At 40.0% G+C, this 22236-nt stretch carries 22 protein-coding genes; 16 read left to right on the top strand and 6 right to left on the bottom strand.

Features of this window, described 5'->3' with window-relative positions; translation table 11 throughout:
- Positions 1 to 201: 201 nt before the first annotated feature.
- Positions 202 to 594 carry an acyl-CoA thioesterase gene (locus ABT310_RS15075; RefSeq protein WP_375324719.1) on the top strand — a complete coding sequence of 131 codons (393 nt, stop codon included), beginning with the start codon at positions 202 to 204 and terminating at the stop codon, positions 592 to 594.
- A 2-nt stretch (positions 595 to 596) separates the two neighbouring features.
- Here ABT310_RS15075 and ABT310_RS15070 read toward each other — a convergent pair whose 3' ends face one another.
- Genes ABT310_RS15070 through ribD form a run of 4 tightly spaced genes read right to left on the bottom strand, consistent with a single transcriptional unit; the run spans position 597 to position 3722 of the window.
- Positions 597 to 1208, bottom strand: a complete 612-nt coding sequence (locus ABT310_RS15070; RefSeq protein ID WP_375324718.1) for an IMPACT family protein — start codon at positions 1206 to 1208, stop codon at positions 597 to 599.
- Complete coding sequence (locus ABT310_RS15065) at positions 1208 to 2071, bottom strand: EamA family transporter (protein ID WP_375324717.1); 864 nt, start codon at positions 2069 to 2071, stop codon at positions 1208 to 1210. The genes ABT310_RS15070 and ABT310_RS15065 overlap by 1 nt, the downstream gene beginning before the upstream one ends.
- Positions 2072 to 2674 carry an HAD family hydrolase gene (locus tag ABT310_RS15060; RefSeq protein ID WP_375324716.1) on the bottom strand — a complete coding sequence of 201 codons (603 nt, stop codon included), beginning with the start codon at positions 2672 to 2674 and terminating at the stop codon, positions 2072 to 2074.
- Entirely contained in the window at positions 2667 to 3722 is a 1056-nt protein-coding gene (ribD, locus tag ABT310_RS15055; RefSeq protein ID WP_375324715.1) for a bifunctional diaminohydroxyphosphoribosylaminopyrimidine deaminase/5-amino-6-(5-phosphoribosylamino)uracil reductase RibD, read from the bottom strand. Before ribD ends, ABT310_RS15060 begins: the two co-directional genes overlap by 8 nt.
- A 30-nt stretch (positions 3723 to 3752) precedes the next feature.
- Here ribD and ABT310_RS15050 point away from each other — a divergent pair, with 30 nt between their 5' ends.
- The 7 genes from ABT310_RS15050 to ABT310_RS15020 all read left to right on the top strand — a co-directional run bounded on the left by ABT310_RS15050 (position 3753) and on the right by ABT310_RS15020 (position 12664).
- Positions 3753 to 4238 carry a GNAT family N-acetyltransferase gene (locus ABT310_RS15050; RefSeq protein ID WP_375324714.1) on the top strand — a complete coding sequence of 162 codons (486 nt, stop codon included), beginning with the start codon at positions 3753 to 3755 and terminating at the stop codon, positions 4236 to 4238.
- Entirely contained in the window at positions 4238 to 5122 is an 885-nt protein-coding gene (prmC, locus tag ABT310_RS15045) for a peptide chain release factor N(5)-glutamine methyltransferase (protein WP_375324713.1), read from the top strand. The genes ABT310_RS15050 and prmC overlap by 1 nt, the downstream gene beginning before the upstream one ends.
- Positions 5123 to 5180: 58 nt before the next feature.
- On the top strand, positions 5181 to 7175 hold the full coding sequence (gene ligA / locus ABT310_RS15040; protein WP_375324712.1) for an NAD-dependent DNA ligase LigA: 1995 nt from the start codon (positions 5181 to 5183) through the stop codon (positions 7173 to 7175).
- Between the two features lie 2 nt (positions 7176 to 7177).
- Positions 7178 to 7471: a hypothetical protein gene (locus ABT310_RS15035; RefSeq protein ID WP_375324711.1), complete on the top strand. Its 294-nt coding sequence runs from the start codon at positions 7178 to 7180 to the stop codon at positions 7469 to 7471.
- Between the two features lie 305 nt (positions 7472 to 7776).
- Entirely contained in the window at positions 7777 to 8457 is a 681-nt protein-coding gene (locus ABT310_RS15030) for a cadherin repeat domain-containing protein (RefSeq protein ID WP_375324710.1), read from the top strand.
- Positions 8458 to 8841: 384 nt separating this feature from the next.
- Positions 8842 to 10386 (top strand): Ig-like domain-containing protein, encoded by a 1545-nt coding sequence (locus tag ABT310_RS15025; RefSeq protein WP_375324709.1) that lies wholly within the window; start codon positions 8842 to 8844, stop codon positions 10384 to 10386.
- A gap of 415 nt (positions 10387 to 10801) precedes the next feature.
- Positions 10802 to 12664 carry a BspA family leucine-rich repeat surface protein gene (locus ABT310_RS15020; protein WP_375324708.1) on the top strand — a complete coding sequence of 621 codons (1863 nt, stop codon included), beginning with the start codon at positions 10802 to 10804 and terminating at the stop codon, positions 12662 to 12664.
- Positions 12665 to 12982: 318 nt separating this feature from the next.
- Here the strand turns inward: ABT310_RS15020 and ABT310_RS15015 are convergent, their stop codons facing one another.
- Together ABT310_RS15015 and ABT310_RS15010 are read right to left on the bottom strand one after the other, a co-directional pair.
- A complete protein-coding gene (locus tag ABT310_RS15015) occupies positions 12983 to 13894 on the bottom strand; it encodes a metallophosphatase (protein ID WP_375324707.1) in 912 nt (303 codons plus the stop codon).
- Positions 13891 to 14607: a 5'-nucleotidase C-terminal domain-containing protein gene (locus ABT310_RS15010; RefSeq protein ID WP_375324706.1), complete on the bottom strand. Its 717-nt coding sequence runs from the start codon at positions 14605 to 14607 to the stop codon at positions 13891 to 13893. Before ABT310_RS15010 ends, ABT310_RS15015 begins: the two co-directional genes overlap by 4 nt.
- 116 nt (positions 14608 to 14723) lie before the next feature.
- On the opposite strand from ABT310_RS15010, the gene ABT310_RS15005 reads away from it, so the two are divergent.
- From ABT310_RS15005 to ABT310_RS14970, 8 genes are all read left to right on the top strand, one after another.
- The gene (locus ABT310_RS15005) at positions 14724 to 15257 is read left to right on the top strand and encodes a hypothetical protein (protein WP_375324705.1); all 534 of its coding nucleotides are present in this window, start codon (positions 14724 to 14726) and stop codon (positions 15255 to 15257) included.
- A gap of 1 nt (position 15258) precedes the next feature.
- Positions 15259 to 16149, top strand: coding sequence for a 4-hydroxy-tetrahydrodipicolinate synthase (gene dapA, locus ABT310_RS15000; RefSeq protein WP_375324704.1), 891 nt, complete (start codon positions 15259 to 15261; stop codon positions 16147 to 16149).
- Between the two features lie 108 nt (positions 16150 to 16257).
- Positions 16258 to 17091: an outer membrane protein assembly factor BamD gene (locus ABT310_RS14995; protein ID WP_375324703.1), complete on the top strand. Its 834-nt coding sequence runs from the start codon at positions 16258 to 16260 to the stop codon at positions 17089 to 17091.
- A 21-nt stretch (positions 17092 to 17112) separates the two neighbouring features.
- Positions 17113 to 17439: a DNA-directed RNA polymerase subunit omega gene (locus tag ABT310_RS14990; protein ID WP_090295544.1), complete on the top strand. Its 327-nt coding sequence runs from the start codon at positions 17113 to 17115 to the stop codon at positions 17437 to 17439.
- A gap of 3 nt (positions 17440 to 17442) precedes the next feature.
- Positions 17443 to 18648 (top strand): bifunctional phosphopantothenoylcysteine decarboxylase/phosphopantothenate--cysteine ligase CoaBC, encoded by a 1206-nt coding sequence (gene coaBC, locus ABT310_RS14985; RefSeq protein ID WP_375324702.1) that lies wholly within the window; start codon positions 17443 to 17445, stop codon positions 18646 to 18648.
- Positions 18641 to 19531 (top strand): DUF4835 family protein, encoded by an 891-nt coding sequence (locus ABT310_RS14980; RefSeq protein ID WP_375324701.1) that lies wholly within the window; start codon positions 18641 to 18643, stop codon positions 19529 to 19531. Before coaBC ends, ABT310_RS14980 begins: the two co-directional genes overlap by 8 nt.
- 46 nt (positions 19532 to 19577) lie before the next feature.
- Entirely contained in the window at positions 19578 to 21230 is a 1653-nt protein-coding gene (gene recN / locus ABT310_RS14975; RefSeq protein ID WP_375324700.1) for a DNA repair protein RecN, read from the top strand.
- Between the two features lie 163 nt (positions 21231 to 21393).
- Complete coding sequence (locus ABT310_RS14970; RefSeq protein ID WP_375324699.1) at positions 21394 to 22206, top strand: enoyl-ACP reductase; 813 nt, start codon at positions 21394 to 21396, stop codon at positions 22204 to 22206.
- Positions 22207 to 22236 lie beyond the last annotated feature (30 nt).

The following is a 22236-nucleotide window of genomic DNA, read 5'->3' as shown; positions in this document are numbered from 1 at the left end:
GAAGTTTTTCCTTGTTTTAGTGGTTAGTGTTAATACTATAGATTAAACATCTAAAGGTATATAGATGCTTATTGGATGCGACAAATATGTGAACAAATCTTTTAAAAAAAAAATCAATTTGTCATTGAATCTTTTCTTTTTTTTTCGCATGTTGACGCTGTATTAACAAAGCTTCTAAATATATAATTTTTAAGTTAAAATATGGGTCTAAATTCTTATTCTTTTCGGGTTCGATATGCAGAAACCGACCAAATGGGGGTAGTTTATCATGGGAACTATGCCCAATATTTGGAAATGGGTCGGGTGGAATGGCTAAGAGCATTGGGGGTAACCTATAAGAGTATGGAGGATAATGGTGTGATGCTACCCGTAATATCTTTGCATATTGACTATAAAAAATCTGCGCTTTATGATGATTTATTAACCGTAGAGACGCGATTGAAGTCAAAACCCATGGTTAAGATAGAGTTTGATTATGTTGTAAAAAATGAAGCAGGAGAGCTTCTTGCAACAGGAAACACCGTGTTGGCCTTTATGGATAAAAATACGGGTCGACCTATTCGATGTCCCGACTATATTTTAGATAAACTGTAAGGCTAATCCAAGCGCTTAATTTGGATGGTGTGCATTTCATCGAAAAGTTGAAACGTTTGTTCCGCTTCACTCTGTCGAACTGAGATGAGCAACTCACAATCCAGCTCCAATTTTTGGTCCACCACAGTAAGGTTCTTTTGTTTGATGGTGCGCATCACTATATCCATGTCCGGATATCCAAATTTGAGGGTAAAACGGGTTTCTAAAACCTTCTCAACAATCCTGGCTTCTTCCAAAGCCATTTGTGCAGCAGTTTTATAAGCTTGAATCAGTCCACCAACCCCTAATTTAGTTCCGCCAAAGATTCGGGTGACCGTAACCAATACATTGGTCACATCAAAAGATTGAATCTGACCATAGATGGGCATGCCTGCTGAATTGTTCGGTTCACCATCATCATTTGCTCTGTACGTTGGATTCTCGATTCCCAATTGCCAAGCATAACAGACATGATTGGCCGTATGGTATTTTTTTCGAAGTTCTTCCACAATCGGTTTTACATCATCTTCAGAATTGACGGGGAATACCTGTGCAAAGAATTTACTTTTTCTATCCTTATATAATATCTCGGTGGAAGGTCGGTTCAACGTACGATATACATCTTCTTGCTCCATTAAAACAAAGCTACCAATATTATACTCAAAATAGCAATGGCCACCCCGCCCCAATTTTTTGCACTTAGCTTCTCCTTAAATAAAAGAATACCCACGAGAGTGGATAACATAACGATGGCAACATTATTAATGGTAAAAACTGCGGCACTGCTCAACAGGTCGGAACGAAGCGCTTGAATAAGAAAATAAATGGAAAAATAATTGGGAATGCCCAAAGCCACTCCGCCCAAAATATTTTTAAGGTTAAGTTTCATTTCGGATTTGTTGGATTTGAAGGCAATAAAAAACAAACCAGAAAGGGCTGCAAATCCAAAAATCATGGAAGAGAAAATGGGAATCTCATGGTCGCTCAAATGCACCTCTTCAAAATATTTGATGCTGGCATCAATAACTCCCGAACCTAGAAATACCAAAAAAGGGAGAATCAAATGCTTACGGTCTACATGAAGTCCTTTGCCCTTGGCGGAAACCAGATATACGGCGGTTAGAGCCAGTACAATTCCCGCTACTTCAATAAAACTCAATCGCTCATTATATAATAGCATACCCAGCAAAACAGGAATCACTAAACTCATTTTGGTAGCTACAGAGGCTACGGATACCCCAGCGACCTGCGATGTTTTCGCCATTAAATTAAAAATGGTGATAAAAAGTACCCCCATAAAAACGGGTCCCCAAATCCAAGAAGACCCAATAATCTCACTAACATTTAATGTTCCTTTATATAAGGTAAGCCCCACCAAACAGGCAGTAATGTAATTGACGATGATAGCGACCAAGGTTTGTACTTTGTACACATCGTACAGTTTAAAGACCACAAAAATCCAAGTGGAGCTAAGAACGCTTAGGGACAGTGCAATCATTTAGAGTTTGGATTTAAGTTGAAGAATATCCTCTTGGCCTACCTGAAGGTTCCAAACCTTGATGCCCAATTGAGCTGCTGAATCAGTATTTTCCTTTAGGTCATCAACGAAAAAAGTTTCGGTCGGTTCCAATTGATTTTGCTCAAGTACAAACTCATAAATTTCGGAATCAGGTTTGCGCATACCCATTTCGTGACTCAGGTAAAATACGTCGAAGGTATTTTTAAAACGGTTAAATCGTTCCATGCCCATGCTGGATTTCACATGTTCGATATGAAGGTCATTGGTATTGCTCAGCAAAAACAATTTGTATTGGTTTTCTTGGGCTAGATTTTCCAAAAACTGTAGGCGTTTTTCTGGGAAATCAAGTAAAATGGCATTCCATGCTTGGGTTAAATATTCCCGACTAGCCTTAGGAAAGTGTGCTGAGACTTCATCCAAAAATTCATCCGACGCCACCAATCCTTTTTCATACGAATTGAATAGATGCTGTAGGTCAGACGTAATTCCAGTAAAACCGTAATCGAGCATGGCGCGTGCTGTTGCAGGTTTATCCAAATTGATGAGTACATCGCCAAAATCAAAAATGATGTTCTTAATCATTGTGGTAAATAGATAGGGTGTCGGTTAAAATTGATTGGGTATGCTTGAGCTTGCCACCGTTGATTTTTGGCGCAGGAATTCCAGACTCAAAACGGACTTGACCTTGAAAAATTCGAGCCTCGTCCCATAGATTTTCATTAATAAAGGTTTGTAGGGTCTTTGCCCCACCTTCTATTATGATGCTGGTAATATGATGTTGAAACAATACATCACAAATCTGTTTTGCCAAGGGTTGCTCAAAATCAATGATGGCATAATCTACTCCATCAACATGTTTCGAGTGGTCATCTATTTCAGTGATGACAATAGTTTTTACGCTTTTATCCAGCACATGGAACGCTGTGTCAATTTTCAAAGTCCTATCTAAAACCACCCGAATCGGGTTTTTTCCGCTCCAATTCCGAACAGTAAGTTTTGGATTGTCTTTTAAAACTGTTTGAGTGCCCACCAAAATGGCTTGTTCTTCACTTCGCCATTGGTGTACCCATTGTTTGGAATAGCGGTTGGTAATCCAATAGGGTTGTGGAGCAGATTCACGAAGGGAATCTTCTGGCGCCAAAAAACCATCCGAGGTTTCGGCCCACTTTAATATAATATAAGGTCTCTTTTTTTCTTGAAAAGTTAAAAATCGTTTGTGATGGGCTCTACATTCCTCTTCTAGAATACCAACAGAAACTTGGCATCCAGCTTCCACCAATTTTACAATCCCTTGTCCTGCTACTTTATCGTGTGGATCTTGTAAGCCAATAAATATCTCTTTGAATTGATGTTGTGCAATCAAGTCGGCACAAGGCGGGGTTTTGCCATAATGGGAACATGGCTCCAATGTCACATAAAGAGAACATTCGGACAATACTTCCTTGTTATTTAAGGCATTAATGGCATTTACTTCGGCATGTGGTCCACCGTAGGGACTGGTAAAACCTTCTGAGATGATTTTACCGTTGTGCACAATCACACATCCCACCATAGGATTTGGAGCTGTGGACCCGAGCCCTTTTTTGCCTAATTCGATGCAGCGAAGGAGGTATTTTTGATGTATATTCACCCCACAAAAATAGAACAATTAAAACACAATATGGGAGATACGGTGATTCGTGAAATAACCCCCGAAGACAACGAACAGGTGGCCCAAGTAATACGCAAAGTTTTTGAGGATATGGGAGTGCCCAAAGTGGGAACTGCCTATGCCGATAAGGCTTTGGACGATATGTATTCCAACTACAATGTGCCCAAGGCTGCTTATTTTGTGGTGGAGCACGAAGGTAGAATCATAGGCTGTGCAGGTGTAGCTAAGCTAGACAATTACGAGGGCAACGTTTGTGAGCTTCAAAAGATGTATTTTTTGGAAGAAGCGCGAGGTAAAGGTTTGGGGGCAAAAATGATTTCTGCTTGCCTTGAAAAGGCCCAGGAGTTTGGTTTTGAACAATGCTATTTAGAAACCATGCCCTACATGGAAGCGGCCCAAAAATTATACAAAAAAAACGGATTTGAATACATCGATGCCCCCATGGGCAACACGGGACATTATTCTTGCCCAGTTTGGATGCTTAAAAAGTTGTAATGCTGCTAAGGGAAATCAAAAATATTTTCCACAAAGAATTGGGTGAAATCTTTCCCAAGGAGGAGATTGATTCTTTCTTTTATCATTGTATCGAACATTATTTGAAGTTGGAACGTTTTATCTTGGCCCTTCAACCGCAATATGTGTTGACCAAGACAGAGGAACAGCCCCTTTTCGAAGCATTGGCAGAACTTAAATTGCAAAAGCCCATACAATATATATTAGGTACGGCCCATTTTATGGATTTGGAGCTTCAGGTGAATGAAAATGTGTTGATTCCCCGACCAGAAACCGAAGAACTGGTGCAATGGATTCTGGACGCTGAGCGCAATCGAAGTGTCATTTCGACTCCGCTCAATGACCAACCTCTAAGAATTTTAGACATCGGAACCGGTAGCGGTTGTATAGCCATAGCCTTGGCCAAACATCTACCGAAAGCAAAAGTCTACGCCATAGATGTGTCCGAAGCAGCCCTTAAGGTTGCCAAGGAAAATGCTAAGAATAATGGTGTAGAGATAGCCTTCATCCAACAAGACATCCTTAAATCTGAACTTGAATTTGAACTTAAATTTGACATCATCGTTTCAAATCCACCCTATGTGCGGGAATTGGAAAAGTTGGAAATTCAAAAGAATGTAAAAGATTTTGAACCACATTTAGCGCTATTTGTGGATGACAACAATCCTTTGGTTTTTTATGATGCCATTGCCCAGTTTTCAAAAAGGTATTTGGTTGAAAAAGGCATACTGTATTTTGAAATCAACCAATATTTAGGCGAAGAGTCAGCGGCACTTTTGAAAGCCCATAATTTTTCGGAAATTGAACTGCGCAAGGATATTTTCGGTAACGACAGAATGCTAAAGGGGACAAAGTCCGTATACTGAGCGGAGTCGAAGCATAAAGGAGACTAGGTGGTGTTTTTTCATCTTGAAAAAGAAAAATATGAACATTGAACAGCAGATACAATCGCTAAGGCAAGAACTTCGCGAACACAACTATAAATATTACGTACTGGACCAGCCGTCCATTTCCGATTTTGAGTTCGATATGAAACTCAAGGAGCTTCAAAAATTGGAGGCTGAGCATCCAGAGTTTCAAGACCCGACCTCACCAACTTTGCGGGTTGGGGGAATGGTCACCAAAAATTTTGAAACCATTGCCCATGAACAGCGCATGTATTCATTGGATAATTCCTATTCCAAAGAAGACTTGGAAGATTGGGAAAAGCGCATTCAACGTATTCTGGGTGATGTGCAAGTGGAATTCACCTGTGAATTAAAGTATGACGGAGCCTCCATAAGCCTTACCTATGAAGAGGGGAAATTGATACGTGCCGTTACCCGTGGTGATGGTTTTCAGGGGGATGATGTGACCAACAACATCAAAACCATAAAGTCGGTTCCCTTGCAATTGAAAGGCGATTATCCTCCGAAATTTGATATCCGAGGTGAAATTATATTGACGCTTGAAGGCTTTGCCAAAATGAACCAAGAACGTATTGAAGCAGGGGAAGACCCGTATATGAACCCGAGAAATACCGCTTCGGGCAGTTTAAAACTACAAGACAGTGCTTTGGTGGCACAACGACCTTTGGAGTGTTTGCTGTACAGCGTTGTTGGTGATAATTTAGGCATCAAATCTCAATTTGAAATGCTCGAAAAAGCACGTGAATGGGGCTTTAAGGTGCCCACGGTGGCGAAATTGTGCAAATCTACCAGCGAAGTCATGCAATTTGTAGATCACTGGGACACCCATCGTCATCATTTGCCATACGAAACAGATGGAGTAGTGGTAAAAGTCAACAATATACAGCATCAAGAGGAATTGGGATATACCGCTAAATCCCCTCGTTGGGCGATGGCCTATAAGTTTAAGGCCGAACAGGAAAGTACGGTTTTAAATGAGATTACCTATCAAGTTGGAAGAACGGGAGCCATAACCCCAGTTGCCAATCTGGAGCCTGTTCTTTTGGCAGGAACTACGGTAAAAAGAGCTTCTTTGCACAATGCCGACCAAATCGCAAAATTGGATGTTCGCGTAGGAGATACCGTTTTTGTGGAAAAAGGAGGGGAGATTATTCCTAAAATTGTAGGCGTAGATTTCACCAAACGTCCCACGGATTCAATTCCAACACAATACATCACTAATTGCCCAGAATGCGGAACGGAACTCATTAGAAAAGAAGGCGAAGCGCAGCATTTTTGTCCGAACGATACAGGGTGTCCCACCCAAATAACAGGGCGCATTCAGCATTTTATTTCCCGAAAGGCCATGGATATTGAGGGCATGGGAAGTGAAACCGTGGAATTGCTTTTTAAAGAGGGGCTTATTGCCAATTATGCCGATTTGTACACTTTAACAAAGGAACAAGTAATGCCTTTGGAACGAATGGCAGAGAAATCTGCGGAGAATTTGGTAAAAGGGGTAGAAGCCTCCAAAGCTATACCTTTTGAACGGGTGCTTTTTGCGCTCGGAATTAGATATGTTGGTGAAACCGTGGCCAAAAAATTGGCAAAGGCCTATAAAAATATCGATGCATTGATGGCGGCATCCCAAGAGGAGTTGGTGGCAGTGGATGAAATCGGGGAGCGCATTGCAGAAAGTGTCATCAAATTTTTCTCGGAACCGACCAACTTGGAAATTGTAGACCGATTAAAATCTTACGGATTGCAATTCTCTTTGTCCGAAGCACAATTGGAAAACCAGACCGATAAATTAAAAGGACAAACATTTGTGGTTTCTGGAGTGTTTGAATCTATTAGTCGTAGCGATTTAAAGAAATTGATTGAGGATAATGGGGGGAAAGTGGCCTCATCCATTTCATCCAAAACCACCTTTGTAGTGGCAGGTGATAATATGGGTCCGAGTAAAAAGACCAAAGCGGAAAGTTTGGGGGTTCCTATAATCTCTGAACAGGAATTTCTTCAAAAATTGTAACTATGGTACCCAGCACTTATCAAGAATTTCAAGCAACCTTAGACAAATCTGCCCCACCACGTTCATGGTCCTTAGCGCTACAATCCCTTTGGTTTGATGCTAAGGGTGATTGGGAGTCATCGCACAACATTGCTCAAGACCTGCATTCCACCATGGGCAGTTGGATTCACGCCTACTTGCACCGTAAAGAGGGCGATGAATGGAATGCTGGCTACTGGTATCGCCAAGCAGGTCAACCATTTCCCGAACATAGTTTGGAGGAGGAGCTTCAACAATTAGTGAAAGCGAACCTATAAACAATCACTAATTAGCAACTTTTAGGAATAAATTATTCCTGAACCTGTCATTTTCGCTCTATACCTAATAGTAACAAATTGAGTGGGAGTATCTAACCATAAACTACCACGCCTTTCCTTTACATTTTGACCTTTTTGCTTAGCAGGTGAACAAAATGGTCTTTCTTCAAAAAAAATCTATCAATTGAAACCCTGATTTTATCAACCCAGATAGGGTATAGGTAAGATCAGAGGGCTACACATTAATAAATTACTTCAACTTGCTCGGAAATAAATAATTAACAAGAATAAAATCTTTAAAAATCATGAAGAACAATTTATTTCTAGGTGTAATGGTTATGGCTGTATTATGGTCTTGTAGTAAGGATGATGACCCAGCTGCCCCAGAAAAACTTGAGAATAGTGCCCCAAAAATTGAAGCTCAAAGCTTTGTAGTCAAAGAAAACATTAGTGATGATTATGTAGTAGGCAATGTGTATGCTACAGATGGTGATATTACTGATAATTTGATTTTCAAAATTACGGACGATACCGATGCATTGTTTGAGATAACAGAAATATCTGGAGCCATTACCCTTAGAGCGGGTAAAAATCTTGATTTTGATGCGACTACAATACATAAAATTACTGTTGAGGTCTACGACGGAATTGATAAGGCATCAGCTGAGATGACCATCAATGTTGCTAATTTTAATGTTGCACCAGTTATTGATAAAGGTTCATTGAACTTTGAGATTATTCAAAATGTGACCGATTTAGGTGAAATTGGCGTTGTAAAAGTTATTGACGAAGATGAGGACCCCCTAAGTTTTCAGATTTTAGCTAATGCTGAAGATGATCTTTTTGTTATTTCCGATGAAGGGGTTGTTAGTCTTGCTGAAGGAAAGAGTTTGAATAATGAAATTGTGCAATATATTATTTTAATAGGTGTGCACGATGGATTGGCTGGTGCAAAGGCTGAAGTAACTATTAACGTAATCGAGTAAAAATCCATTATAATACATTTCAGTTTTAAACTTATATCCCCATACCTCTTGATAGTTTTCCACCGAAGGGCGTAATTGTTTTTCGGTGGTTTTTGGTTTTAGGAATAGGGCAATACAAATCTCAAAGGATAAATGATAACGTTTCTCCATTTACTCCAAATGACAATTAATTGTAAGCTATAAATCAAAGGAATTCAAATCTCGCTGCGTTTTATTCAACTTCAACTTTAAAAAAATCACCTTTTTTAACTTTAGGACATCAACTCAAATACCGCATCCATCAATTCATAAAGGGCATTCATAAGATCTAGTGGTTTTAAGTCAATTTATTGCGGCAACTTGCTGGCAATAAAGTAACAAACAACAATGAAAACCTTTAAAACAATGAAAACAAAATTATTATTTAGTTTGATGGTTCTTGCTATGGTATTTTCCTGTAGTAAAGATGATGAACCTACCCCAACACCCGAACCTGAAAATCAAAAACCAACTGTTTCCTTTGTAAGCCCAGCGGCTAATGCAAGTAACCTTTGGAATGATATAACTGTTGAGGTTAATGCCGCGGACAATGATGGTACAGTGGCGAAAGTTGAATTTTATGCAAAAGGAGTTAAAGTATCTGAGGCAACAGCTTCGCCCTACACTTTTAATTGGAACAGTAAAGATGTGGAAGATGGCAGCGTGGAGTTAAAAGCCACCGTTACTGATGACGAGGGAGCCACCGCCACGGCCAGTATTACTGTTGAAGTGAAGAATGTATTGCTAGATTATAACATTTTTGATGGCTATTTGAGTGCAGGACCCGACATCATCAATTTCACCTATATTACAAGTCCGGCACCGGAGAAGGAGATTCTTTATGTTGCCGAAATTCCTGAAGGTGCGTTTGCGGAAACTGTGCAGCGTCCTGCAGATTTTGATGACGAAACATTTGATGTTCATTTTGTGGGATATTATATGAATAATGATGGCAACGATGGGAAAATTACAAGCTACCATGGTGTTACTCCCGGTGATTTCAGTCCTTCACAGCCAACCTATACAAATTATGGGAACGAGATAGGGGAGGCCACAGTAACTTTTACACAAGTGCCCGACCACGACTATGCAATGATTTTTTCAGGAGGAAACACCAATCCGATAGCCGAAAATACAGTGCGCTCGTTTAAGGTATATGATGAATTTAACCTTGGCTATGTGTACCTGAAAGTTGGGGATGCAGGTTACTACCATGCAACTCCATTTGGAACGGGTAATCATGAACTGCCTTTGAATGCCATGAATACATCTATGGATAGCCATACTTTTACTGACAACAGTTCTCTAAGCACCGCCAGTTTAATGGTGCAAGGGCATACGGGTCCTGGACGTTACTCTCCAGCTGTGACCTTATATCGTGAAAATGTAAATCTTGGGGGAAATCCATACGAGAGCAAGTTTCATGTCCCAAATGCAGAAGATCAGGTATTTGACCACTACTACACCAATGCCAGAATACAATTGAACGGTAAAACTTATGTGCATGAGGCCTTTCAAGAAATATTGACTTCCATGACAAAACTTGATGCCACCTTTAGTGCTGATAATAAAACATTATCACAATTGGATATCACGGCGACTTCAATGGACGAGATTGATTGGTTGGCTACCACTTTTCAAGTGAGCGCAAGCGATACATTTACATTTAAATGGCAAAGTTTCTCTGCGGATGATAATATTTCCTTTCCACCAATACCCACTGAAGTTGTTACAGCGACCAACGAGGTATTCAACAGTTCCGATATCGTTTTTAAAGAAGCGAATGTTACAATGCTTTTTGAAGACCGAGATAATTATAATGGATATGAGGATTTTAAAGATATCCGTTTTGGAAGAAAAACAGAAGACACAGCACTTAAAACCCGCTTGTTTGTTTTTGGTCAACCATAAAAACCATAAAAGTAAAAAACTGCTTTCCAAATGTGGAGGGCAGTTTTTTATTTAAACGTACGGTGGATAATCAATGGACCATTAACACAGATAATGGTATAAACTGTAATTAAATAGTAAAATAATTCCCACCCTTTCTTTCTATAGGCCGCTGGTATTCTAAAAGACAACCAGCGGCTTTATTGCGTTAGATTATTTGTTGCCCAAAAGAGGTCAGTTTTTGAATATTACCATCACTCATCACTCTCAACCTCTCAATTGATTATAGATCATTGTTAATTGAAAATAAAAAATATCCATCAATTGATATGGGTCATTCATAAACCCAAACACCCCATGCGTTAATTGTAAGTGTAGAAAACCCTACAAAAACTTCAACTTGCCATTGTTTGCAACCTTTTAAAACCTAAAAAAAATGAAACGAAATTTTATCATATCAGGATTATTTGTTTTTATCGCTTTGTTTTCATGCAGCGAAGACGACGGTTCTACTGGATTTCCAAATCAGCGCCCCGTTATCTATGAGCAAACATTCAATCCTCCCGGTGCCATAACTGATGCAGATGTAATTGGACTGGTAAAGGCTTATGATGCCAATGTGGGAACAAAGCTTGTGTATTCCATCGCCCAAAATAGTAATGATCTATTTGAAATTGCCAATGTTGGCGGTGCCCTTAAATTGAAAGATGGAAAAAGTCTTGACTTTAACACTGAGCCCACCCACAAGATAACAGTAACTGTATCTGATTCAGAAATGGAGGCATCGGCTCAGATGACAATCAATGTTAATGTGGCTCCAGAATTTGAAAAAGAAACGTATTCTTATGAAGTAGAGGAAAACATAGACTCAGATTATGTGATTGATACGTTTACAGCTTCGGATCCACATAATGATCAGCTTACGTTCAGTATCACCGTAAACGACAATGAACTTTTCAAAATAAGCGAAACTGGAGAATTGAGTCTGGCAGACGGAAAAAAACTGAACTTCACAGAACAACAAGAGCATAATATTACCGTGGCGGTTAGTGATGGCATCTACACGGTGGAAAAGGAGGTTGTCATTAACGTAATTGATGTTGAATTAGGTGGGCCTATTGTAGAGAACACCTATTTTGAAGTGGAAGAAGATATTTTGGATACAGAGTTGATAGGAAATTTAGGAGCAGAAGACCCAGATGGAGACCCTATCGCATATCAAATTGTACAAAACGACAACGATTTATTTAGAATTACCGAAAACGGTGATATCTTTTTGGAGGAGGGAATGGCTTTGAATTATGAAAAAAGTACTTCACATGAAATTCAAGTAAGTGTTTCAGATGGAAAAGAAGACATTGTTGTAATGGTCCAAATAATGGTGTCGAATGTTGATGATGAACTATTTGAATTGCCAAGCTCTTTTATCACCAAATGGGAAGTGAAAGGAGTCGCTGGAGGAACGATATCCATAACAACCTTCGACAATTACCAATACGATTATACTATTGATTGGGGGGATGGAACGGTTGAAGAACGCACAGATCAAGACCCATCGCATACCTACAACGCCCCAGGTGTGTATACCGTTGCCATTGCAGGAGATTTTCCAGCAATTCGAATGGGCGATGGAATTGATGAAACCTCGAAGAAGGCTTTGGTCTCTATTGAGCAATGGGGAGATATTGTGTGGCAATCCATGCATGCTGCATTTCAAAACTGTATTAATATGCAATATAATGCAGTTGACACTCCTAATTTGGATAATGTGACCAATATGGCTGTAATGTTTGCATCGTGTACATTATTTGATGTTGATTTAAGTAATTGGAATACCCAAAATATAACTTCGATGGCATTTACTTTTCTTAATGCAACCAACTTTAATGGTAATATAGAGACTTGGAATGTTCAAAATGTAACTGATTTCAATTATATGTTCCAAGGTGCCACTAGTTTTAATAGGGATATTAGTAATTGGGATACACAAAGTGCTGAAGTATTTACTGGAATGTTTTCTGGTTCAACAGCATTTGACCAAAATTTAGGGAATTGGAACCTTAGTAATGTAACAAGTATGGCTGATATGTTATTTGGTTCTGGAATGTCACCAGAAAATTATTCCAATACTTTGATAGGTTGGAATAACCAGATGGAATCAGTTCAATTATTCGATATTTCTCTTGGTGCACAAGGTGTTAATTATTTGTGCGGAGAAGGGGCTGCCGCACGTCAAGACTTAATAAATAATTTTAATTGGCAAATCAATGATGAAGGACCTCTAAATCCGTGCTTCTAGATAAAAAATAAATTTTCCCACCCCTTGATAGTTTGCCACCGAATGCTGTAAAAAGTGTTCGGTGGTTTTTTGTTTGTAGGTGTTGGTATTGAGATGTGAGATGTAAGAAATTGAAGGTTATATTTTTTGATTTTTCGATAGGTGTCATTCTGAACATAGTGAAGAATCTCTTTTTTATAGAAGTCAGAAGTCAGAAGTCAGAAGTTCGATTTCTGATATCTGAAATTTTGATTAAAAATAGATTTCTCTACAGCTCCTTCGACTTCGCCTAGGTCGACAGCTTGAAATGACATTCCAACTTAATTGTTTAGTGCTGCATCAAACCGTAATACTCACACCCTTGGCGGCAGCATTTTTATCGGTATCAAAATAAAAGTCGATTCGCCCCAAATGAATACCATAACAACCCACTTGGTTTACTAATACGGCATCTCCACTTTGGTTGGTGCGCACATCGGGTTTGTCCAAAAACGTATGGGTATGCCCACCAATGATCAGGTTGGTATGGAGGGTTTTTTGTGCTAATTGAATGTCGCTTGGTTTGTCTGGAAATTTGTAATCGTACCCCAAATGTGAAAGACAAATGATGAGGTCGCATTGTTCTTCTTCCTTCAATCTGCGCTCCATGTCCAAGGCAATTTCATAAGGGTTGAGGTATTCCGTTTCCTTGTACAGGCGTTTGGTTACGAGTCCATCCAATTGAATGCCAAGGCCATAAACCCCAATTTTCACTCCATCCAACACATACGTTTTATAAGGTTTAACGTAACCGTCCAGCACCGTGTTCGAAAAATCGTAGTTGGCGGAGATCATTTCAAAATTAGCATAAGGCATTTGTGCTAAAAGTCCATCAATGCCATTGTCAAAATCGTGGTTGCCGATGGTTGAGGCATCATAGTTGAGCATGCTCATCAGCTTAAATTCCAATTCCCCACCATAAAAATTAAAATAAGGAGTGCCTTGGAAAATATCACCAGCATCAAAAAGTAAGGTGTTTGGATTTTCATTTCGAATTTGTTCCACCAAAGTAGCTCTGCGTGCCACACCACCCAAATTTGGGTATTCAGAATGCGAACTGGGAAATGGGTCTATGTGACTGTGCACATCATTGGTATGCAAAATGGTAATATGTTTTTTGCCCAAATTGGAACAACCGTTCAGGCTAAGGCCTCCCAATCCAATTAACGTTGAGGCAGCGGCTGTGTTGGATATAAAGTCTCTTCTTTTCATTGGTCCAATTGAATAAAACGGTCGTCGATATTAGCTTTAAGGGTGTCCACTTTTTTAAAGTGGTCGATGATGGCATTTCGCAATAAATAATCGATTTCGGTAACCGAGACAATTTCATCAAAAAAACCAACACTCGGTCCACCGTTCACTAAATAATCGGAAGTGGCAACGTAGTAATTTCGGGATTCATCAAAGGGCTCTTCTTGAATGTTCACCGATTCCAAAGCCCTATTTTTATCGGTTATGATCTGAATATGTGAGATAGGGTGCTTGCGTGTAGCCTTGGAAACAAAATTGATCAATTTTCTTGTGGCAGAACCACTCAATTCCACGACCACAATATAGTTTTCAAAAGGCATTACCTCGTAGGCATTGCGTGCCGTCACATTTCCTGCCGAAATAATGGATCGTACACCACCAGCATTTAAAACCACAAAATCCAAGTCGTTCCCAGTTCTCGATTTAAAAATGGGAGCTGTTTCTTCAAAAACAATATCTGCCATTAAATTTCCCATGGATGTGCTACGCTTACCATCGTTTGTTAATAATGGTTTTGGCGCATAGGCCAACGTGCTGTCCAAAACTTCATTAATACGGTTTCGATAAGGCAAAACAAAATCTGAGATGGAATCTACAGCCGAGTATGTGGAGTCGATGGGGATTTGTTGGCCCTGTATTTCAGAAAGTGTACCGGTTTCATTCTTGCAGGACATTAAAAAACAAAAAGTTGCAAATACAACAAATTGTTTAAAATTTAAATAGTTCACGTACGTATCTTTGCTAAGTTGTCTTGGTAGATTATTTACCTTTGTAAAAATGCAACAAAAATATGTTTATACGGGGACTCCAAGACAAATTTAAGGTTAAATCCGGGCAAAAATATTTAAAGGAGGAGTTGGATAAACCTTCCAAACCGGTAGCTAGGGAGAAAGGCATTAGTAGTGTTGGATGCATCGTGGATGTAGATAATTTCCAAAATGCCGAGGCCTTTTACGAATTGATTGAGGAGTTTTCACTGAGACCCAATGCCATTAAAATTATTGGGTACAAAAGAGAGTACGATAAAAATTCGCCTTATGCCATTCAGATTTTTTCAGATAAAGATTTAGGGTGGAAAGGGCAGATAGAAAATGGTTACGTACTCGAGTTTTTGGGCAGGGAATACGATATGTTGGTCAATTACTACGAAGAGGACAGTTTAATGATGAAGCTACTTTCGGTACAAAGCTCAGCCCGGTTAAAAGTTGGTTTGGGCTCGCAGGACCCAAAATTGAACGATTTGATCTTAAATACACCCTTGAACGATTTTAAATTGTTCAAAAGTGAATTGAAAAAGTATTTAAAGGTTTTAAACGAAATTTAGAATGGAACAGTTGGTTGGAACAGGCGTTGCGTTGGTAACTCCCTTTAGGGATGATGCTTCAATTGATGTAGAAGCACTAACAAGAATCGTAGAGTTTAATATAAAGGAAGGTGTCGATTATTTGGTGGTATTAGGGACCACTGCTGAATCCGCCACACTTTCCAAAGCAGATAAACAATTGGTTATCGATGTGATTGTTCGAACCAATGCAGGTCGTTTGCCTTTGGTTTTGGGCGTCGGCGGCAACAATACGATGGCCGTGGTTGACGAACTCCAGTCCTCGGATTTGTCCGAGTTTGACGCCATTCTTTCTGTTTCTCCATATTATAATAAACCGACACAGGAGGGCATTTATCAGCATTTTAAAGCAATAGCCAAAGCGTCACCAAAACCCGTTATATTATACAATGTACCCTCAAGAACCGGGAGCAACATGTTGCCGGAAACCACATTGCGTTTAGCGCACGAGGTGCCCAATATAATAGCCATAAAAGAAGCCTGTGGCGATATGGTTCAGATTGATAAGATCATTAAAGAAAAACCTGAAGATTTCATGGTTATTTCCGGGGACGATCCTACAGCCTTACCTACCGTTTTGGCAGGAGGAGCTGGAGTAATTTCGGTGCTTGGACAAGGATTGCCATCGGCGTTTTCACAAATGATTCATCTTGGCATCGAAGGAAATGCCGAAGAAGCCTATAAGATTCAACATAAACTATTGCCTTTGATGACCCTTATTTTTGAAGAGGGCAACCCGGCGGGCATTAAAAGTGTATTCGAAAGCTTGGGGCTTTCTACTGCCGTAGTTCGCTTGCCATTAGTGGAAGCAACAAGAGGATTGAAGGATAAAATTGGTTCCTTTTTAAAGTCCTTGGATAGGGCCCATGTTTAAAATTCGTTAAAAGTTGCCCAAATTCTTGGGGATTGGCCTAGGTTCCATTTACATTTGAGTGGTTAAAATTCTTTTTTTATATCCGTTCAATATCACTAATTTTGCAAAATGTTTTTGAAAATGAGGTCAATACTTCTTCTTTGTTGTGCAGTTGTTTTGCTTGCATCCTGTAGCGAGTACCAAAAAGTACTTAAAAATACAGATGTTGCGGCCAAGTACGAAATGGCAGAAAAACTCTATAACGAAGGAGATTACAAAAGAGCTGTTCGTTTATTCGAGCAAATTGCCCCCAAATATGTGGGTAAACCACAGGGAGAGCGCGTAATGTTCTTTTTTGCTGATTCTTATTTTAAAACAGAGGATTATTACTTGGCAGGATATCAATTTGAACGATTTGTAAAATCCTATCCAAGAAGTGATAAAATTCAAGAAGCCAGTTTTTTGGGTGCCAAAAGCTATTATGAGCTTTCCCCGGCATACTCGCTAGATCAAGGAGATACAGATAAGGCATTGGCAAAATTGCAAACCTTTATCAACCAATACCCAGAATCGGAATATTTTGCCCAAGCAAATACAATGGCAGAAGAGTTGACGGCCAAAAAAGAAAAAAAACAAATTGAAATTGCCAAGCAGTTCAATAAGTTAGGGCAGTTTAACTTTCCAGTTTTGATTTCTGCGATTGAGGCATTCGATAACTTTATTACCGACAACCCTGGTTCTATTTATAGAGAAGAGGCATTATATTACCGTATTGAATCAGCGACCACTTTGGCGTTGAACAGTACAATGGACAAACAACAAGAACGTCTGGAAGACGCTTTGGAATCGTATAACACCCTTATGCGTTATTTTCCAGAAACCCAGTTTAAGAAAAAAGCAGATGACCTTGCGGAGACCATCCAAAAGGAATTGAGCAACTACAACACATCACTATCAAAATAAAAAGTTTTTAAACCACTGCACATGCAAGATTTGAAAAATACAAAGGCACCGGTTTCGACCAAAACATTGAACAGAAACGAGTTCGATGCCAGCACCGGTAACATTTACGAAGCTATTTCCATTGCATCCAAAAGAGCTATCCAAATTAACTCCGAAATTAAAAAAGAGTTGTTGGAGAAATTGGAAGAATTTGCAACCTATAGCGATAGTTTGGAAGAAGTATTTGAGAACAAAGAGCAAATCGAAGTTTCCAAATTCTACGAAAAGTTGCCAAAACCACACGCCTTGGCTGTACAAGAGTGGTTGGAAGACAAAATCTATTACAGAAACACAGAGAAAGACGCCTAAGAAATGCTTAGCGGTAAAAACATCCTTTTGGGTATTTCCGGAGGAATTGCCGCATACAAGACCACATTTCTGGTTAGGTTATTGATAAAAGCTGGCGCTCAGGTCAAAGTTGTAATGACCCAGAGCGCCAGCTCTTTTGTTTCCCCACTCACACTTTCCACCTTATCCAAGAATCCTGTTTTGATGGATTTTGTGAATGAAGAAGATGGAAGCCTGTCTTGGAACAACCATGTTGAGTTGGGACTTTGGGCCGATTTAATGTTAGTGGCCCCAGCTACGGCCAACACGCTTTCCAAAATGGCCCATGGTACTTGCGATAATTTGTTATTGGCAACCTATCTATCGGCCAAGTGTCCGGTGTATTTTGCTCCGGCCATGGATTTGGACATGTATAAACATGCGTCTACTAAGATCTCCCTTGAAAAATTAGAGTCCTTTGGAAATGTGATGATTCCTGCTGAATCAGGGGAATTGGCCAGTGGACTTCATGGAGAAGGACGTATGGCCGAACCGGAAAACATCCTTCAATTTATTGAAGCCGATTTGCGCAAGGGATTGCCTCTTACTGGAAAAAAAGTGTTGATCACGGCAGGTCCAACACACGAGGCGATAGACCCTGTCAGGTTTTTAGGCAATCGTTCCACAGGTACTATGGGCTTTGAATTGGCCAAAAAAGCGGCCAATTTGGGTGCCGAGGTTGTTTTGGTGTCTGGACCTACCCAATTATCATTGGAAAACAGTCAAGTGGAATTGATTCGAGTGACTTCAGCCCAAGAAATGTTCGACGCTTGCCATCAATATTATGGAACAATGGATGTGGCGATTTGTGCTGCCGCAGTGGCCGACTACCGTCCAAAGCATGTGGCCGAAGAAAAAATGAAAAAGAAAGATGGGGAACTTAATATTGAGTTAGAGCGCACCCCAGATATCCTTTTTTCTCTTGGGGAAAATAAAAAACAACAGTTTTTGGTCGGTTTTGCCCTGGAGACCGAAAACGAACTGAAAAATGCCAAAGGGAAGCTTCACAGAAAGAATCTGGATGCTATCGTTTTAAATTCCTTAAAAGATTCTGGCGCAGGTTTTGGGGGGGGCACCAATAAAATCACCTTTATAGACAAGAATTCGGAGATAAAAACGTTTGATGTGAAAGAGAAGTCCGAAGTGGCTTCCGATATTTGGAAAGAAATCATCTCCAGAATTCATGCGTAAACTACTGTTTTACTTTTTGTTGTGTGCGGGTTCAATAACTGGTTCTGCTCAAGAACTCAATTGTATCGTAACGGTTAACTCCGATCAGGTGAACCAGACCAATCAACAGATATTTAGGACTTTGGAACGTTCCCTGAACGATTTCATCAATAAAAGTAAGTGGACCAACCGTGTGTATCGCGAGAATGAAAAGGTGAGCGCAAGAATGTTTATCACCGTGACCCAATACGAATCTGATCGTTTTGAGGCCAATATCCAAATTCAGTCCTCTCGACCCGTTTTTAATACTTCCTATGAAAGTCCCGTTTTTAATTATAAGGACAACGCCTTTAATTTTCTATATCAGGAGTTTCAGCCTTTGGTGTACAATCCAAACTCGTTTGATTCCAATTTGGTTGGCGTAATTTCGTACTATGTGTATATTATTTTGGGCTTGGATGCCGACACCTTCTCTTTGGAAGGCGGCAACGATTTTTACCGTAGAGCACAGAATATAGTGACCCAAGCACAAAGCTCCAGTTATAGTGGTTGGAGTCAGGATACAGGAGATCGTACCCGATTTGAACTGGTGGATAACCTTTTAAGCAATTCCTTTAGGGAATATCGCATTGCCATGTACAATTACCATCGAAAAGGGTTGGATGTATTGGCGGATAACAATAGCACGGGCAAGCAAATTATTGCAGGAAGTCTTCGTTTGTTCGAAACCTTGATCAATCGTAGGCCCAATGCCTTTTTGATCCAGACGTTTTTTGATGCCAAATCCGAAGAAATCCAAAATATCTTCTCCGATGGTCCCAAGGTCGACATCGTAAAACTCAAGGAAACACTGAACAAAGTGGCCCCATTTTATTCCAGCACTTGGAATGAAATAAATTACTAGGGCAGTTCTCCAAAGAAATTTATCTTTACGGATAAAATCTTCAGAATTGCTAGTAAATCTATCCATTCAAAATTATGCCTTAATTGACGACGTTAGCGTTGGCTTTTCCAAAGGTTTCACCACAATAACCGGGGAAACAGGAGCAGGAAAATCAATTCTTTTGGGAGGTCTTTCTTTGGTTTTGGGCAATCGGGCCGATTTGTCCTCGCTCAAAAATACCGAACAAAAATGCGTTATCGAGGCGGAGTTCGATGTTTCCAAGTACGATTTAAAATCATTTTTTAAGAAGAACGACCTTGATTATGAAGCTGTGACCATTCTACGCAGGGAGATATTGCCCAGCGGGAAATCACGGGCCTTTATAAACGATTCTCCGGTGACTTTGGATGTGATGCGTGCATTGGGAGATAGATTGGTAGATGTGCATTCACAGCACCAGACCTTGCGTCTCACCGAAAATGATTTTCAAATGAAGGTGTTGGATGCTTTGGGAGGAAATGCAGCATTACTTTCGGAATATTCGGGGGAACTTGCCAAATTGAGAAAAGCTTCAAAGGAACTTAAGGATTTGGAAGATTTTCAGGCTGAAGCCGATAAGGAACACGACTACAACAGCTTTTTGTTGAAAGAGCTTCAAGACGCAAAACTCAAAGCAGGCATTCAGGAAGCATTGGAGGAAGAATATGAGCAGTTGAGCAATGTGGAGCAAATCATGGAGAAATTGGCGGCCAGTCATCAATTATTGAATGATGAGCAGTTGGGTGTTCAAGGTAGATTGGCTGATTTAAAACGAGAGTTTCAAGGGTTGACCGAATTCGGCGCAGAGTATAAAACTTTAAGTGAAAGGATTCAATCGGTTTTGATTGAAATGGATGACGTTGCCTCAGAAATCGAACAGTTGAAGGATGGGGTGGAAGCCAACCCGGAACGATTGGAAACAGTGAACGGTCAATTGCAACAGCTTTATGATTTACAGAAGAAACACCATACCGATTCTGTGGAGGAGTTGATTCAGATTCGGGAAACATTGGCGGAAAAAGTAGATGTGGTGGCCAATATGGAATCCAATATCTTGGCAAAGAAATCCGAAGTGGAAAAAATTACCCAAGAAGTAAATGTTTGGGCCAAAAAAATAAGTGACAATAGAACCAAGGTAATTCCAAAACTTAAAGGAATGCTTCAAGAGCAATTGGCGTTATTGGGTATGCCTTCGGCTAGTTTTACTATTGAAATCAACCCATCCAATTCGTTTAAAACCAACGGAAAGGATGAATTGATATTCTTGTTTTCTGCCAATAAGGGCTCTAACTATGGTGAACTGAAAAAAGTTGCATCGGGTGGAGAATTATCGCGGATTATGTTGGTCATCAAAGCGATCTTGGCAGAATATGAAAACTTACCGACCATGATGTTCGATGAAATTGACACGGGAGTTTCTGGAGAAATATCCAACCGAATGGGCGAGATTATGCAGCAAATGGGAAATTCCATGCAGGTATTTTCAATTACCCATTTACCGCAAGTGGCATCCAAAGGAAAATATCAGTTTAAAGTATATAAGGAAGAAAGTGCTGCAGGGACCAGTACGCACATTAAGCAATTGGATACGGAAGAACGTGTTCGGGAGCTTGCGGAAATGCTTGGTGGGAAGACCCTTTCAGAATCTGCTTTGGCCCATGCCAAGGAACTATTGCAATAAAACTGAAACGTATTGGCATCACCCTGAATTCAATTCAGGGTCTCATTATAATTATTATTGGCAAGATGGGATACTGAATCAAGTTCAGTATGACCTTAAGGAATGATAATCATTCAAAATAGTTTAAATATCTTTGCACAACAATCAACAACTCAAAGAAAATATGGCATACAATCTTTTAAAAGGTAAGAAAGGAATCATTTTTGGCGCATTGGACGAAAACTCCATCGCCTGGAAAACTGCAGAAAGAGTTCACGAAGAGGGAGGTACATTTGTATTGACCAACGCACCTATCGCTATGCGAATGGGACAAATTAAAGAACTTGCTGAGAAGACCAACTCAGAAATTATTCCTGCCGATGCTACCAACGAGGAAGATTTGAAAAACTTGGTGGAGAAATCCATGGAAATTTTGGGTGGTAAACTCGATTTTGTGCTTCACTCCATCGGAATGTCAGTAAACGTGAGAAAGGGAAGGCATTACACGGACGAGAACTACAGTTTTACGGAGAAAGGTTGGGATGTTTCCGCACTTTCTTTCCATAAGGTAATGCAGTCATTATATAAAGCAGAAGCCATGAACGAATGGGGTAGTATTGTTGCATTGACCTATATGGCCGCGCAACGAACTTTCCCAGACTATAACGATATGGCCGATAACAAAGCGTATTTGGAATCGGTGGCGAGAAGCTTTGGTTATTTCTTTGGTAAAGAGCATAAAGTAAGAGTGAACACCATCTCTCAATCTCCTACACCAACAACAGCAGGTCAGGGTGTAAAAGGTTTTGATGGATTCATCAATTACGCTGAAAAAATGTCTCCGCTTGGCAATGCCACTGCAGCTGATTGTGCCGATTATACCATTTCTTTATTTTCTGATTTAACCAAAAAGGTGACCATGCAAAACTTGTTTCACGATGGCGGTTTCTCCAACACTGGGGTAAGCCAAGAAGTGATAGACGAGTTTTCGAAATAAGAAAAACATATAGCAAGTAAAGCCATCCGT

It is taken from the genome of Flagellimonas cixiensis (assembly GCF_042134615.1).
GTDB lineage: Bacteria > Bacteroidota > Bacteroidia > Flavobacteriales > Flavobacteriaceae > Flagellimonas > Flagellimonas cixiensis.
The sequence above is the reverse complement of the archived record's forward strand: the minus strand, read 5'-3'. Positions and strand labels throughout refer to the sequence as shown.

Excerpts from the sequence above, each read along its gene's own strand:
- ABT310_RS14990 (WP_090295544.1), top strand. The coding sequence starts at position 17,113 with ATGCAAGATTTGAAAAATACAAAGGCACCGGTTTCGACCAAAACATTG.
- prmC (WP_375324713.1), top strand. The coding sequence starts at position 4,238 with ATGCTGCTAAGGGAAATCAAAAATATTTTCCACAAAGAATTGGGTGAA.
- ABT310_RS15070 (WP_375324718.1), bottom strand. The coding sequence starts at position 1,208 with ATGGAGCAAGAAGATGTATATCGTACGTTGAACCGACCTTCCACCGAG.
- ABT310_RS15005 (WP_375324705.1), top strand. The coding sequence starts at position 14,724 with ATGTTTATACGGGGACTCCAAGACAAATTTAAGGTTAAATCCGGGCAA.
- ligA (WP_375324712.1), top strand. The coding sequence starts at position 5,181 with ATGAACATTGAACAGCAGATACAATCGCTAAGGCAAGAACTTCGCGAA.
- ABT310_RS14980 (WP_375324701.1), top strand. The coding sequence starts at position 18,641 with ATGCGTAAACTACTGTTTTACTTTTTGTTGTGTGCGGGTTCAATAACT.
- ABT310_RS14970 (WP_375324699.1), top strand. The coding sequence starts at position 21,394 with ATGGCATACAATCTTTTAAAAGGTAAGAAAGGAATCATTTTTGGCGCA.
- ABT310_RS15065 (WP_375324717.1), bottom strand. The coding sequence starts at position 2,071 with ATGATTGCACTGTCCCTAAGCGTTCTTAGCTCCACTTGGATTTTTGTG.
- ABT310_RS15035 (WP_375324711.1), top strand. The coding sequence starts at position 7,178 with ATGGTACCCAGCACTTATCAAGAATTTCAAGCAACCTTAGACAAATCT.
- ABT310_RS15015 (WP_375324707.1), bottom strand. The coding sequence starts at position 13,894 with ATGAAAAGAAGAGACTTTATATCCAACACAGCCGCTGCCTCAACGTTA.
- dapA (WP_375324704.1), top strand. The coding sequence starts at position 15,259 with ATGGAACAGTTGGTTGGAACAGGCGTTGCGTTGGTAACTCCCTTTAGG.
- ABT310_RS15075 (WP_375324719.1), top strand. The coding sequence starts at position 202 with ATGGGTCTAAATTCTTATTCTTTTCGGGTTCGATATGCAGAAACCGAC.
- ABT310_RS14995 (WP_375324703.1), top strand. The coding sequence starts at position 16,258 with ATGTTTTTGAAAATGAGGTCAATACTTCTTCTTTGTTGTGCAGTTGTT.
- ABT310_RS15030 (WP_375324710.1), top strand. The coding sequence starts at position 7,777 with ATGAAGAACAATTTATTTCTAGGTGTAATGGTTATGGCTGTATTATGG.
- coaBC (WP_375324702.1), top strand. The coding sequence starts at position 17,443 with ATGCTTAGCGGTAAAAACATCCTTTTGGGTATTTCCGGAGGAATTGCC.
- ABT310_RS15020 (WP_375324708.1), top strand. The coding sequence starts at position 10,802 with ATGAAACGAAATTTTATCATATCAGGATTATTTGTTTTTATCGCTTTG.
- ABT310_RS15025 (WP_375324709.1), top strand. The coding sequence starts at position 8,842 with ATGAAAACAAAATTATTATTTAGTTTGATGGTTCTTGCTATGGTATTT.
- ABT310_RS15010 (WP_375324706.1), bottom strand. The coding sequence starts at position 14,607 with ATGTCCTGCAAGAATGAAACCGGTACACTTTCTGAAATACAGGGCCAA.
- ABT310_RS15050 (WP_375324714.1), top strand. The coding sequence starts at position 3,753 with ATGGGAGATACGGTGATTCGTGAAATAACCCCCGAAGACAACGAACAG.
- ABT310_RS15060 (WP_375324716.1), bottom strand. The coding sequence starts at position 2,674 with ATGATTAAGAACATCATTTTTGATTTTGGCGATGTACTCATCAATTTG.